The following is a 14009-nucleotide window of genomic DNA, read 5'->3' on the forward strand; positions in this document are numbered from 1 at the left end:
TATATAAACAAGCTTGGTCATGCTCTAGACTGAGTCCATGCCCGATGAACTGCAGGTCCTTGGAAGAGCGGTGAAGCAGGCCCAGTACAAGCAGCACCGGGCACTCGAGAGCCGGCTCGCCGCCGCCGGTACGACGCTGGCCCAGTGGGACGCCCTCCGCGCGATCAGCCGCACGCCCGGAGCCGCGGCCCGGCCACTGGCCGCGGCGACGTTCCAGAGCGAGCAGGCGTTCGGGACGCTCGCCGGCCGGCTGGCGGCCCTCGGCCTGATCGAGCGCAGGCCGGGCCACGGCCGGCGCATCGAGCACTACCTCACCCCCGCCGGCGAAGAGACCCTGGCGGCAGGGCATCGGATCGCCGACGAAGTCCTCGCCACGTGCTTCGCCGCCCTGTCCCCCACCGACCGCACCACCCTGCTCGACCTGCTGGGGCGCATCGACAGCGATCCGGGCGCGTAGCCCCAGCCGCTCCACGGACGCCGGACGGCCGACGCCTCGAACCGACGCCTCGACCGGTCACTGCCGATCAGCCGTCCTGGTCCGGCAGTTCGAGGGTGGCGACGGCTCCGTGCGGGTCGGCGTTGGCCAGGGTGAGGCGGGCACCGATGACGCGCGCCTGGCCGAGGGCGATGGTGAGGCCGAGCCCGTGGCCGTGCCCGCGCTCCGCGGCTCCTGTACGGAAGCGCTGTGGTCCGTGGGCGATGAGCTCCGGGGGGAAGCCGGGACCCTGGTCGCGTACGACGATCGTCGTGCCGTCGACCGTGACCTCGACCGGCGGTCCACCGTGCCGGTGCGCGTTGAGGATCAGGTTGGTGACGATCCGGTCGAGGCGGCGCGGATCGGTCGCGGTGACCGGATCACCCGTCACCGAGACCCGCGTCTCCAAACCCGTACGTCGCAGGGAATCGGTCACCAGCTCGCCGAGCGGCACCGGTTGGGCGTCCGCCCGCTCCGCTCCCGCGTCCAGCCGGGAGATCTCCAGGAGGTCGTCCACCAGGGCGCGGAGCACCTGGACGCGGTCGCGCACCAGGTCGGTGGGCTCGCTCTCCGGGAGGAGGGAGGCGGAGGTGACGAGGCCGGTGAGCGGGGTGCGCAGTTCATGGGCGACGTCCGCGGTGAAGCGCTGTTCGCCACGCAGCCGTTCCCGCAGGGCATCCGCCATGAGGTCGACGGCCGAGGAGATCTCGCTGATCTCGTCATGACCGCGGCCCGCGGTCCGCGCGTCGAGGTCGCCGCGCTTGATGCGGCGGGCGGTGCCGGCGATGCGGCGCAGCCGGCGCAGCAGCAGTTCGGCGGCGAGGAGTGTGAGGGGCACGACGACGGCGAGCATGGCCAGGGCCGCGTACCGCATGTGCCGGTCGAGTGCCTCCAGGCTGCGCTGCTCGGCGCCCATGTCCACGCTGACGGCCAGCAGCGTGCCGTTGACGCGGCTTCCGGCCCACATCGCGTACCCCCGGAGCGGGTGCCGGGTGTCGTACCAGATGACCGGGCCTGCACCGGAACCGATCCGGTCCCGCAGCTCGTCCGGTACTTCGTCACCCATCCGGTAGTAGGCGCCCGTCGCCGGATGGCTCTGCGGGGGCTGCCCGGCCCGGAACGCGGTCTCGGCCTTGCCCAGGTCCTCCACGGCGCCGGCGCGCGCGATGCCCAGGGAGCGGTTCTGGGTTGTCTGGTGCACCAGGATCCCGATGCCCAGCGCCATCGCGCAGGCCGCCGCGGCGACCTTCCAGCGCAGGGATCGCGGATCGGCGAAGCGTCGCAGCGCACTGCGAACGGGGGCGGGGTCGGAAAGGGTGTCGGGGGCGGCGGGGTCCGTCGTCTGTCTCATGTCAGCGCCGGAACTTGTAGCCGAAGCCGCGGACGGTCTCGATGTGATCGGCGCCGATCTTCTTGCGCAGCCGCTGTACCGCGAGGTCGACCACCCGGATGTCGCCGTCCCAGCCGTAGTCCCACACCTCGCGCAGCAGGGTCTGCCGTTGCAGAGCGACGCCCGGCGCGGCCACGAACTCCAGGAGCAGCCGCAGTTCGGTGGGTGTGAGGGCGAGCGGACGGCCGTCGACGTGCACGTCCAGGCCGCGGGTGTTCACGGTGAGATTCCGGAAGGTGAGGACGCTGTCGTCGACGGACCGGTCGTCGCTCGTGGGGTGACCGGTGAAAGTGGCCCGGCGCAGCAGGGTGCGGATCCGCGCCGCCAGGACGGTGGTGTCGACGGGTTTGACGATGTAGTCGTCGGCGCCCGCCTCCAGTCCCGCCACCACGTCCATCGAGTCGCCGCGGGCGGACATCATCAGGATGGGCGCCTGGCTCGTCTCGCGGATCCTGCGGCACAGTCCGATGCCGTCGAGGTGCGGCAGCATGATGTCGAGGAGCAACAGGTCGTGCTCCCCGTCCCGGAACATCTCCAGGCCCGTCAGGCCGTCAGGAGCCGCCGACACCTCGTATCCGTAGCGGTCCAGCGCCATACCGACGGACCTGCGGATCGATTCGTCGTCCTCCACCAGCAGAACACGCACCGTGGCAGGGGAGCCGCCGTGGTGTCCCGCCGGTGTGCTGTCGCGCTGTCGCATCACGTCACCTGAAGATCGATTCGTGCCGGGCGGCCTGCCCGCGCGCTCATCCAGCCGGTCAAGGCTCTGCGTCCGGCACCGCGCGGATTTGTGTCAGCCACGTATCAGAGGTGGTTCCGCCCCCCTGGCCGCTCCGCTCGTCGCCCCGGAGGAGCCGGCTGCCCGCACTTCCGGCGGCCGGCACGGCGTCGCGTCACATCAGCGTTATTCGAAAGGCCGTTCCCTTACCCGGTCTGTCCGGGTTACTGTGCTTCTCTCACCATGATCACCAGCGAGGGAGGGCGCGCGGACCATGGACAACCGCAAGACAGCAGGGCGCCCCGGCCGACCGCCGGGCGCCCCGGGCAACTACGACGGACTCACCACCCGGCAGGCCGACATCGTCGCCACCATCCGCGACTTCATCGACAGCACCGGCTACCCGCCGTCGATGCGGGAGATCGGCCAGGCCGTGGGCCTGTCGAGTACCTCTTCGGTCGCCCATCAGCTGATGGTGCTGGAGCGCAAAGGCGCCCTGCGCAGAGACCCCCACACACCACGCGCCTACGTGCTCCCGGAGGACTCCCGCACCACGCGGCCGGCCGGCCGTACGGCGACCGCACGCGTGCCGCTCATCGGCAGGATCGCGGCCGGGATTCCGATCACCGCGCAGGAGGACATCCAGGACGTGCTCGATCTGCCCCGGCTCCTGGTGGGCGAGGGGGAGCTGTTCGCCCTGGAAGTCGTCGGCGACTCCATGATCGACGCGGCCATCGTCACCGGGGACTGGGTCACCGTCCGCCGTCAGAGCTCGGCCGCCAGCGGCGACATCGTCGCCGCGATGATCGACGGCGAAGCCACCGTCAAGCGGTTCAAGCGCGACGAGGCCGGGCACGCGTGGCTCCATCCCCACAACGACGCCTACTCCCCCATCGCGGGCGACGACGCGACGATCCTCGGCCGCGTGGTGGCCGTGATGCGCCGTATGTAGTGCCGCAGTTGCGCCTGCACCCGCACCGCGTCGATCGTCCGCCGAGCTGGACGCGGTCTGTCCGGTCTCCGGCTGTCGGTGCCCTCCCCTAGGGTCGTCCCCGTGACCGAATCCTCCTACCTCGCCGCGGTCCGGGAGTCGTACGACACCGTCGCCGCCGACTACGCGGAGATCGTCAAGACCCCGGCGGAGCTCGATCCGTTGTCCCGCGCCATGCTGACCGCGTTCGCCGAAGTCGCGCGGGCGGCCGGCCTCGGGCCGGTCGCGGACCTCGGATGCGGCCCGGGCAAGGTCACGGCGCACCTGGCGGAGCTGGGAGTGCCCGCCTTCGGTCTCGACCTCTCCCCGAAGATGATCGAGCTCGCCCGGCAGGCATACCCGAGGCTGCAGTTCACGGTGGGGTCGATGACCGCGCTGCCCGTCCGGGATCACGAGCTCGGCGGCATCCTGGCCTACTACTCCACCCATCACACGCCACCGGCGTTGCTGCCCGTCGTGTTCGCCGAGTTCCGGCGCACACTCGCGCCCGGCGGCCGGCTGATGGTGGCCGGCCATGTGGGCGAGGACGAGGAGCTACGGCCGACGCGGGCGTACGGAGGCCATCCGGTGTCCTACGCCTCCCACTTGCTGCCGCCGGATCGGATCGCCGCGCTGCTGGGCCGGGCCGGACTCGACGTCACCGCACGCCTGGTGCAGGAGCTGATGCAGGGGTGAAGCGGACGATCGCGACCTTCATGGCCAAGACCCGAATGATCGAGGGCGGCGCCTTCGGTCTCCGACCTGCGGACGCCGCCCACCGTTGGCGCAAACCCCGCGGGAGGCGGCCCGTGTCACGTGCCGTTGGTGCGGGCCTCGTACGCGGTGATCATGTCCTGAACGGCAGCGGGGCCGGGGGCGATGCCGACCCAGGCTCCGGCGTCGGTCCACATCTGGACCGGGTCGGCGCCGGTGCTGTGGGTGCTGCCGCTGACGATGACGTACGGGCCATACCGGTCGACCGTGTCGGGCTCGATCTCGCGTATCGGGGCGGGCGACAGCACCTCAAGAGCTTCCACCCGCAGCCGCAGCACGCCGTCGGGGCTCCCGCCGGGCAGCATCAGCACGCCCTCGACCCGCAGCAGGTCGCCCTCTTCCAGATCCTCCAGGGCGGTCCTGACCAGGGCGGGATCCGTCACCAGGCACGGGAGCACCATCTCGTCCGCCGCGTGGTCGGTGGGCGAGTGGATCAGCCGGAACGCCGCCGTCGCCCCGTACTCGTCACCGGGCGCCGGGACGGGGGCGTCTTCGATATAGCCGTCGAGCACCAGGGCGACGGGTTCCAGCGCGCCCATCAGCGGCCGGTGGTGGTAGCGGCGACCGGGGTCGGGGTCGTCATGGTCTCTCCGATGGATCAGTGGCCCGGTGCTGGGTCGACGGTCAGGCAGCGCGCGAGTACGAGGCTGTCAGCCCCCATTATCCCAGCGCCACCGGTGTACCTCTGCCAGCCCTGCCCCACGCAGCTGTTGGCGGCGATCTTCAGCGGGCGCGGATGGTGCCGCGAGGTCGGCGGGGGAGGCCGGATACGACGGGATAGTCGCTGGTGGCAGCCGTGCCGATGGGTCGGCGTTGGCCGGTCGCCGTCCATGACATCGGCGGCGGAATCCGGCGACCCGGCCTGCACTCCCGGCCGTCAGGGGCTCGGCGGGGCGGCGTTGATGGTGCGGAGGTAGTGGATGACGTGACGGCGGCGGGCTGCGACGAGGCGCTCCCGCAGCTCGGCGTCCAGGCGCTGCCGGGCGGCCGGGTCCGCCGACCACCACAGGTCAGCGGGGTCCGGGCGGGCACCCAGCCGGGCGCGGACGCACCGGCACGGGTTGATGAACTCACGGAAGGCGTCCTGTGGATCAGGGAGCCAGCGCGCCACCCAGTCACCGACCGCGGCATCGTGGTGTTCTTCGGCCAATTCTCTCACGCGTTCGGCCTGTTCGAGCAGGCGCAGTTCCCAGAGCATCGCGCAGTGCGAGCAGCCCGGCACCGGTTCCGCATCGGCTTGTACGAGATCGTCGACGGCCTCCCGCAACGGCGCGGGCAGGGTGCGGCCGTCGCCAGGACCGGCGAGCGGGCTGGCACCGGCGGGAGCGGGATCCGTCCAGGTGACCGCGATCCGCCCGTGCTCCAGGACCTGGGTGTCGCCCTGGCGGTCCTCGGCGAGGAGGCGGACGAGGAAGAGCACCCGTTCCTCCGGCGCGTCTCCGACCGCCGGTCCCGCCGGATCCTGTGCCCAGGTGAGGTGGTACTCCAGCGCACCCGCGGTGGGCCACGGGGGCAGCAGGTAGCGGTGCTCGCGCGGTTCGTCCGGCAGTACCACGGCTTGAACGTCTTCGAGGGGATGTTCCGCCGAGGACGTGCGGAGCCGCATCGAGGTGAGAGGGCAGGCGTAGCGGCGCACCTGCAGGATGTAGGCCGGTGCGGGGGCGGAGAGGAGATCGGCCGGAGGGGTCACGGCGATCACAGCGTGCCCTTCACGGACGCCTGCGGTCAGCTCGGCCTCGTAGTGCAGCGTGAGTTGGCCGGTGGAGTTGAACACGATCACTGCTGGCACGCCCCCTCGAACGACGCGGTCCGCGAACTGCCTCTGCCCGCACCCCTGCCGACACACCGCAGATCGATTCTGCCCTCTACAGAGCCCTCGTGGGGCCGGGTGGACGCGCACGCCGGCTGCCGTCGCCGACGAGGGTCCGGGCCGGCGCGCGACGGTCGGACGCGCCGGCCCGGCGGGGTGGGCTCAGACGCGCCGGGTCCGCGGTGCGCCCGTCACCGACATCACCAGCGAGTACAACGTCGTGGTCGCGGTGATGAACAGCCGGTTGTTCTTGGGGCCGCCGAAGGCGATGTTGGAGACCGCCTCGGGGACCGCGATCCTGCCGATCAGCGTCCCGTCCGGGTCGTAGCAGTGCACTCCGCCGTCCATGGCCGCGGCCCACAGACGGCCCTCGCCGTCGAAGCGGATGTTGTCGAAGCGGCTGATGCCGTCGGTCGCCTCGGCGAAGACCTTGCCGTCCGAGAGGGTGCCGTTCTCGCGGACGTCGAACACGCGGATCTGGCCCGCGCGGGTGTCGGAGACGTACAGCTGCCGTTCGTCGAGCGAGAAGACGAGACCGTTCGGGCCGCCGAAGCCGTCGGCGACCAGGCGGACCTCCCCGGTCACCGGGTCCACCCGGTAGACGTTGCACGCACCGATCTCGCTGTCCGCCCGGTGGCCCTCGTAGTCGCTGGTGATGCCGAAGTCGGGGTCGGAGAACCAGATCGAGTCGTCGGATTTCACGGTCGCGTCGTTCGGGCTGTTCAGCCGCTTGCCCTCGAAGCGCTCCGCGAGGACGGTCAGCGTCCCGTCCGGCTCGGTCCGGCTGACACGGCGGTTGCCTTGCTCACAGCTGATCAGGCGGCCCTGGCGGTCGAGCGTGTTGCCGTTGCTGTGGCCGGCCGGCGAGCGGAAGAGGCTGATCGCGCCCGTCGCCTCGTCCCAGCGCAGCATGCGGTCGTTGGGGATGTCGCTCCAGATCAGCTGCCGCCAGGCGGGCAGATAGAGCGGGCCCTCGGCCCAACGGCAGTCCTCGTACAGCTTCTCGAGCCGTTCGTCGCCGTTCGCACAGCGTCCGGTGCGGAAGCGATCATCCAGAATCTCGTATATCGACGGGCGGGCGATAGAAGACATGATCACACCTTTGAGGCTTGAGACCGAACTACATCCTGTCTCGTATGAATATCGCAGAATGAGGTATGGTGGCAAGCGTGGATGACATTGATCGTGAACTCGTCGCACTGCTCCAGCAGGACGCCACGCAGGCCTATGCCGCCCTCGGCAAGGCCGTCGGCCTGTCGGCCGGCGCCGCGCACGAGCGGGTGCGGAAACTGCGCGAGCGCGGCATCATCCGGCGGACGACGGTGGACGTGGACCCGGCGGCCCTCGGGCAGGGTGTGCTCGCCTTCGTCATGGTCGAGTCGTCGGCCTGGATGGGCGAGTCGGGCGCGGCGTTCGCCGCCATCGCCGAGATCCAGGAGGCGCACATCATCGCGGGCAGCGCCTCGGTGCTGGTGAAGGTGCGCACCGCCACCACGGTGCACCTCCAGGACGTGCTCCGACGGCTCTACGCCATCGAAGGCGTCAGCGGCACCCAGGCCACGGTCTCGCTGGAGACCTTCTTCGAGCGGCCGGTCTCACCGCTGGTGAACTGACGGCCGCCGAAGGGCCTCAGACATGTTCGGGAACGATCTCAGGCGTGTTCGGGAACGATGCGGTGCAGGCCCTTGCGGTCGTAGTAGCCGGTCATGGCGAACCCGAAGGCCAGGGCCGCGATCGAGCCGACCGCGATCATGATCCACGCACGCGTGAGTCCGGCGTCGGCCTGGGCGCCGAAATACATGATCGCCCTTACACCGTCGGCGAGTTGCCGCATGGGTTCGAACTCGGACAGCACGCGGTAGAAGCTGGGGAGCGCCTGCAGTGGAATGGTCGCGCCCGAGGACGGCAGGGCCAGCGCGATGAACACGAACATGCTGACCAGCTGTCCGATCCCACCGAAGGCGGCAAGCAGGGCCTGGACTCCGAGCCCCACCGCGGCGGTCGCGCAGAACGAGAAGACCCACAGCAGCGGCAGATGGGACGCGTCCATACCCAGGATCACCACCGTCGCCAGCATGATCAGACTCGACGTCAGCGCGGAGAGCCCCAGCGACATCACACACGTGACGATGAACGTCCGGGTCCGGGTGATCGGCACGGTGGGCCGCTGGGTGCGCACCGGCCCGAGCTCGCTGGCCGCGTAACCGAGGGCGACGTCGACACTGTTGCTGATCACGCTCGCCCCGAGGAACCCGGACAGGACCAGGAGCAGGGTGTAGTAGAAGGCGGTCAGGCCCAGCCCGCTGTGCGAGCCGATGGCATGCCCGACCGAGACCTTGACCGTCACGGGGTCCTGCAGGAGAAGCCGTTCGGCGTTGGTCATCGCGCCGCCCCCGGGGCGCGGCCGCTCGATGAGCGACGCGCCGAGCTGCGCCGATGCCGCGTGCGCCGTCTGCTGGGAGATGGAACTCGCCAGTGAGGAGGCCAGACTGCCTGCCCCTGGGTTGGTCAGCACCGACATCGTCGGCCGGGCCGGCTGCTGCCCGGTCGGTGCCCCCAGCGCGCCGACGGCCGCGGTGAAGCCGTCCGGCACCTCGAGGACGCCGTAGAGCTTCCCGGAGGCGAGTCCGTCCCGGGCGCCCGCCGCGTCGAGCTGCCGCCACGACGCCTGCTGCTGCGACTTGGCCGCTTCGGCGATCCCGTCGGTGACCTGCCGGCCCAGGTTCATCGGCTGCCCCGCCACCACGGCGCCCCGGTCGGCGTTGACCAGGCCGATGGGCATGTGGTGCAGATTGCCGCTGGGGTCGAGGATGCCGCCCATGTAGACCAGGGAGAGCAGCAGGGCGACGAGCCCGATGATGGTCGCCGGGAAGGCCCAGATCTTGGGATTCCCCACGACCTGCCGCACGGTCGCGCCGGTGGTGCGCTGATTCGCTGGCATCGCTCTCCATCGGTAGCAGTCCTGGTGCCATCCGAGGGGAGAGTATCCCTTTATAGGGTGCTTTGGTCCGCTTCTGACGTCCCGTCGATCAAGTTCCGTGACACGACGTCGGAGGAGCACCCCGCCCGGGTGAGGCGGGGTCCGTCACAGCCTGATCGTCACAACCTGGTCGTCACCGCCTCGAGACCGCCCTCCTGAAGCAGTTGCCACATATGACGGCGGCGCAGCTTGCCGCTGGTGGTGCGCTTGAGCAGCCCGCGGCGGCCGGCGACGAGGGTGAGGGCGGGCTCGGGACCGAGTTCGGCCCGCAGCATCTCGGTCACCTTCTCCGTCCAGGGGCCGGGGGCGGCTTCCACGAAGACGGCGACCCCGGCCCGGCCGCGATCGTTGAGAGCCACCACCGCCGCGCGGTCCCGGTCCAGCCCGGCGGCCGCCGCGACCTTCGCGTCGAGGTCGTCGACGTAGACGCTGCGCCCGCGGAGTTTCAGGCTGTCGCCCATCCGGCCCAGGACGAAGAGCTGGCCGTCGTGCAGGAAACCGGCGTCCGCGGTGCGGAGTTCACCCTCGAGGAAGCGGGTGGAATCCGGACCGCCCTCCCGTCCCGCGTGATAACCCGGCGCCACCGAGGCGCCGGACACGGCGATCTCCCCGAGATGGCCTGCCGGGACCGGGGCGCCGTCCTCGTCGAGGATCCGGACGGCGACGCCGTCCCCGTCCTGGGGGAAGCCGTGGCCGACCAGCCAGCCGGAGCCCGGCTCGACCTCCCCGTCACCCAAGCGGGCGGTGTCTTCGACGGTCACCTCCCGGCCCATCCGCAGCGCGGCCCAGTCGGGACGCACGATCACGAGCGGTGCCGCGGCGCCCGTCACCGCGAGCGTGTTCTCGGCCAGGCCGTAGGACGGCACATACGCGTCCGGGGAGAACCCGGCCGGTGCGGCGAACCGGGCGAAGGCGGAGAGCGCCGCCGGGTCGACCGCCTCGGCGCCGACGCAGACACTGCGCCAGCCGGACAGGTCCAGTTCGTCCAGCCGCCGCGGCCGGACACGCCGGGCCGCGTAGGCGAACGCGAACGACGGCGCCGCCGAGTGCGCCGCCCGGCCGGGCGCGAAGCAGTCCAGCCAGCGGGCCGGGTCGCGGATGAACTGGTCCGGGCGCATCAGCCACAGGTCGCTCTGCGAGGCGACCGGGAAGAGGCAGCAGCCGATCAGGCCCATGTCGTGGTGGAGCGGCAGCCAGGAGGCGAATCCGTCGCCGTCCTTCCATCCGATCAGACGGCTCTGCAGGGCACGGTTCGCCGTGAGGTTCCGCCAGGAGACCCGCACCCCGCGTGGCCGGCCGGTGGAGCCCGAGGTGAACTGGAGCAGGGCGATGGACTCGGCGGGCGGAGCCACCGGCCGGTGCGCCTCGGATCCGGGCCCTTCGGGTACGACCCCATCGGGTACGGCCTCGGCTGTGATCTCCTGCGGCGTCCACGGCCGGCCGGGAAGCCCCGCCCGGGTCATCGCGCGGGCGGCCAGATCACCGAACTCCCCGCTCGCGATCACCAGGGCGGGTGCGGCCTGTTCCAGGACGGCGACGATGTGCTCGACGTACGCGTCATCGGTCTGGAACGAGGGCGGTGGCAGCGGGGAGATCGTCGCGCCGACCGCCCAGACGCCGAAGAGCGCGGCCAGGCAGGGCAGGCCGGTGGGCATCAGCAGGCACACGACGTCACCGGGGCGGACGCCGGCCGACCGCATCCCGGCGGCGGCCCGGCGGGCGGCGGCCGCGAGCTCCGGATAGGGGACGTAGGTCCAGCCGCCCGAGTCGTCGGCCAAGCGCACACCCCGCCCGGCGTGAGGGTCGGTCAGCCAGGCGGTGAGCGGCGGGAGGACGGCCACGGCTAGCCCCCGACCCGGCCGGTCTCCGCCGGCGCGGACCTGCCCGGACGAGGCACGAAGCGCCCCGTCATCGCGACGTACCTCCGGTACTCCGGCCCGAACTCCGACCCGCTGAGCCGTTGTTCCTCCTGAGCGGCCGTCGCATTGAGCGCGGCGAACCCGTAGCAGAACAGCGCCAGAGTGATCACGTGCGGGAAGAGCACGGCCCCGCTGAGGAACGCCAGGAGGAACGCGGCGTAGAACGGGTGCCGGATCATGCCGTAGGCACCGTGGGTGACGATGTGGCGCGGGTCGTCGTTCTCCTGGTGCCACAGCGCGACGGGGATCCGGTGGGTGCCCAGGGTCAGGAAGATCAGGGCGATCGAGACGGCGTTCAGCGCCACCGCCACAAGAGTCAGCCCCGTGCGCCAGGAGTCCGGGGTGATCGGTTCCCAGCCGAGAGCCGTGGACCCGGCGACGAACAGCGGGCTGAGGCCGAAGGGCAGCGCTGTCAGCCACCACTTCAGGTTGAAGCTGCCGTCGGACCGGAAGAAGACTCTGGGGAGCGTTCCGATGACGGCGAAGTTCAGCAGGAGGATGAAGAGGGCGGGTTTGTCCACGGGTTAGGTGTCCTTTCGAAGAACAGCACAGGGGCACAAGGGCAGATAGGGATCGGGTTCACGCGCGGCCCGACGGCTCCGAGGCGTCCGCGGGTTCGGGCGCTCTTGCGGATGCGGATGCGGATGCGGTGGCCGGGGTCGGGCGCCGGCCCGGCAGCCACCAGTTCCACCGGCCCATCAGCCGCATGGCGGCGGGCACGACGATGAGCCGGATGACGGTGGCGTCCAGGGCGATCGCCAGTGCGAGACCGAGGCCGAGCTGCTGGATCGGCATGATGCCGGTCAGCGCGAAGGCCCCGAACACCGCGACCATCAGCAGTGCGGCCCCGGAGATCAGAGGCGCGGTGCGGGCCATTCCGGTGGCCACGGCAGTCGTGTTGTCCGCGCCCGCGTCGTGCTCCTCGCGGATGCGGCGGAGCAGGAAGACCTCGTAGTCGGTACTGAGACTGAACAGGATCGCCAGCAGCAGGATCGGGACGAAGTTCTGGAGATGGTCCGACTGGTCGAAGCCGAAGAGGGCGGCGCCCAGGCCACGTTGGAAGACCAGGACCAGCACACCGTAGGTTGCGCCGAGCGACAGCATGTTGATCGCGATGGCCTTCACCGGGAGCAGCAGGGACCGGAAGGTGACCAGCAGCATCAGGTAGAGGACCGCCAGCATCACCGCGACGACCTCGGGCAGGGCGTCCCCGATCGCCGTGTTGGCGTCGGCGCCTTCGGCGGTCTCGCCGCCGACCACCGCATGCAGGCTGGGGGCATTGGTCCCGGCCGCGGCCGAGCGGACGGCAGCCAGCAGCGCGCGGGACCGGTCGGCGGAGGCGTAGTCGTCCCCGACAACCTCCAGCACGATCGTCCGGCGGTCGGCGGAGACGTAGTGGTCGACGGTGCCGCGGGCGTCGCCGGGCAGCCGCGAGAACACCGCCGGGTCCAGCCCCGCCAGCGGGCGCTGGGGACTGACGGTGCGCAGGACGTCCAGCGGGGAGCTGACCGCGGTGACGTGGGGCAGCCGGAGAAGCTGCTCCTGGAGCGCGGTGACCCTCCCGGCGTCGGGTGACGCGGACAGCGCGGTCCGCGAGGTGATGACGATCTGGTGGGGTGAGGCCGTGCCCGGCCCGAACTGCTCCCGCACGGCGTCGAACCCCTGGCGGACGGGGGACGAGGCGGGCGCGATCCGCGCGTCGGGGGTGAAGGTGTGCAGGTCCATCGAGGGGACGGCCAGTGCCAGCAGGGCGGCGCTCGCCAGCGTCAGGAACAGCACGGGGCGGCGCATGATCTGGCGCGCCACACTCCCCCAGCGGTGCCCCCGTTCCCCCGCCGTCCGGCGATGCTCCCCCGTCGACCGGCCCTTCTCCCCTGATGTGCGCCGCTGCATGGGCAGCCGCCCCCACAGGATGCGGTCGCCGATCAGGTGCAGGACGACGGGCAGGACCACGACGCTCGCCAGGGTGGCGAAGGCGACCACGACGACGATGCCCAGCGCGATGGACCGTATGACGTTGAGGTCCACCAGGAAGAGGCTGGACATGGCGAGAACGACGATCAGCCCCGAGAAGAGGACGGTTCGTCCGCTGGTGCGCAGGGCTGTCGCCAGCGCTGTGGTGCGATCGCGTCCCGCGGTCAGCTCGTCGACGTACCGGGAGATGATGAAGAGCGAGTAGTCGACACTGACCCCGAGGCCGATCATGGTCGCCGCGTTCTGGACGAAGATCGACAGTTCGATGTGCGCGGCGAGTACGGACATCACCCCGAAGGTCAGGACGATCGCGGTCACCGAGACCACGAACGAGACCACGGCCGCGACGACACCGCGATAGAGCAGCAGCAGGATGAGCAGCACCAGCGGGAAGGTGATGAGCTCGGCCTTCTGCAGACCTTCCGCGCTCAGCTTGTTGATCTCGCCCCAGAACGTTCCGGCGCTGACCATCGACACCCGCAGCCCTTGGGGCGCGTAGCGGTGGTCGATCTCCTGCTGCACATCCGGCAGGACGCGACGGGCCGTCCCGTCGTCCAGCGCCAGCCCGACCATGGTGACGGCGGTCCGGCGGTCCTTGCCCACGAACTCCTGCCGGGAGTGTCCGGACAGGGTGAGCCAGCCGTAACTGCCCGTCGTCTCCAGCCGCTTGTCAGCGGTGACCTCTCGCATGACCTGGCTCATCCGCCGGTCGAACTCCGGGCTGCCGGCGACGTTCCGTTCGTCCGTCACGACCAGCGTGAGGTTGCTGGCGCCGCGGTCGGCGAATCCCGACCGCATCGACTGCACCGCCTTCGACGAGTCCGATCCGGGTACGTACCACCCGCCGCCGCTCAGCCGGTCGGCCAGCGGCAGCGCCGCGATGGCGGCGGCGACGAGCGCCACCAGCCAGAGGGCCAGCAGGGGTCCGCGGAACCGGTGGAGGGCTTGGCTCAGACGCTGCGACATGGCGCACTCCGGTGGGTCGGATGGTCAGGAGGG

At 70.9% G+C, this 14009-nt stretch carries 12 protein-coding genes and 1 pseudogene; 4 read left to right on the plus strand and 9 right to left on the minus strand.

What is annotated here, in order from left to right; translation table 11 throughout:
* Positions 1–37 precede the first annotated feature (37 nt).
* Positions 38–457: a MarR family winged helix-turn-helix transcriptional regulator gene (locus C6N31_RS17950; RefSeq protein ID WP_138354593.1), complete on the plus strand. Its 420-nt coding sequence runs from the start codon at positions 38–40 to the stop codon at positions 455–457.
* A 67-nt stretch (positions 458–524) separates the two neighbouring features.
* Here C6N31_RS17950 and C6N31_RS17955 read toward each other — a convergent pair whose 3' ends face one another.
* Positions 525–1700, minus strand: a complete 1176-nt coding sequence (locus tag C6N31_RS17955) for a sensor histidine kinase (RefSeq protein WP_232485361.1) — start codon at positions 1698–1700, stop codon at positions 525–527.
* A 127-nt stretch (positions 1701–1827) separates the two neighbouring features.
* Positions 1828–2565: a two-component system response regulator CseB gene (gene cseB, locus C6N31_RS17960; protein ID WP_198357824.1), complete on the minus strand. Its 738-nt coding sequence runs from the start codon at positions 2563–2565 to the stop codon at positions 1828–1830.
* A 292-nt stretch (positions 2566–2857) separates the two neighbouring features.
* Here cseB and lexA point away from each other — a divergent pair, with 292 nt between their 5' ends.
* Together lexA and C6N31_RS17970 are read left to right on the plus strand one after the other, a co-directional pair.
* The gene (lexA, locus tag C6N31_RS17965) at positions 2858–3535 is read left to right on the plus strand and encodes a transcriptional repressor LexA (RefSeq protein WP_138354590.1); all 678 of its coding nucleotides are present in this window, start codon (positions 2858–2860) and stop codon (positions 3533–3535) included.
* Between the two features lie 102 nt (positions 3536–3637).
* Positions 3638–4278: pseudogene (locus C6N31_RS17970) on the plus strand (class I SAM-dependent methyltransferase); the annotation flags it as partial.
* Between the two features lie 87 nt (positions 4279–4365).
* Here C6N31_RS17970 and C6N31_RS17975 read toward each other — a convergent pair.
* From C6N31_RS17975 to C6N31_RS17985, 3 genes are all read right to left on the minus strand, one after another.
* Positions 4366–4866 carry a hypothetical protein gene (locus tag C6N31_RS17975; protein ID WP_232485348.1) on the minus strand — a complete coding sequence of 167 codons (501 nt, stop codon included), beginning with the start codon at positions 4864–4866 and terminating at the stop codon, positions 4366–4368.
* Positions 4867–5204: 338 nt separating this feature from the next.
* A complete protein-coding gene (locus C6N31_RS17980; RefSeq protein ID WP_198357826.1) occupies positions 5205–6116 on the minus strand; it encodes a hypothetical protein in 912 nt (303 codons plus the stop codon).
* A gap of 183 nt (positions 6117–6299) precedes the next feature.
* Positions 6300–7229 (minus strand): SMP-30/gluconolactonase/LRE family protein, encoded by a 930-nt coding sequence (locus C6N31_RS17985; RefSeq protein ID WP_138354587.1) that lies wholly within the window; start codon positions 7227–7229, stop codon positions 6300–6302.
* Between the two features lie 77 nt (positions 7230–7306).
* Between C6N31_RS17985 and C6N31_RS17990 the strand changes: the two genes are divergently transcribed.
* Positions 7307–7750, plus strand: a complete 444-nt coding sequence (locus C6N31_RS17990; protein ID WP_138354586.1) for an Lrp/AsnC family transcriptional regulator — start codon at positions 7307–7309, stop codon at positions 7748–7750.
* Between the two features lie 38 nt (positions 7751–7788).
* On the opposite strand, the gene C6N31_RS17995 is transcribed toward C6N31_RS17990, so the two are convergent.
* From C6N31_RS17995 to C6N31_RS18010, 4 genes are all read right to left on the minus strand, one after another.
* Entirely contained in the window at positions 7789–9078 is a 1290-nt protein-coding gene (locus C6N31_RS17995; protein ID WP_138354585.1) for a YhgE/Pip domain-containing protein, read from the minus strand.
* Between the two features lie 158 nt (positions 9079–9236).
* Entirely contained in the window at positions 9237–10958 is a 1722-nt protein-coding gene (locus C6N31_RS18000; RefSeq protein ID WP_138354584.1) for an AMP-binding protein, read from the minus strand.
* Between the two features lie 2 nt (positions 10959–10960).
* Positions 10961–11557, minus strand: a complete 597-nt coding sequence (locus C6N31_RS43905; RefSeq protein ID WP_198357827.1) for a methyltransferase family protein — start codon at positions 11555–11557, stop codon at positions 10961–10963.
* Positions 11558–11615: 58 nt separating this feature from the next.
* Positions 11616–13976: an MMPL family transporter gene (locus C6N31_RS18010; protein ID WP_198357828.1), complete on the minus strand. Its 2361-nt coding sequence runs from the start codon at positions 13974–13976 to the stop codon at positions 11616–11618.
* Positions 13977–14009 lie beyond the last annotated feature (33 nt).

It is taken from the genome of Streptomyces fildesensis, from assembly GCF_016107395.1.
GTDB lineage: Bacteria > Actinomycetota > Actinomycetes > Streptomycetales > Streptomycetaceae > Actinacidiphila > Actinacidiphila fildesensis.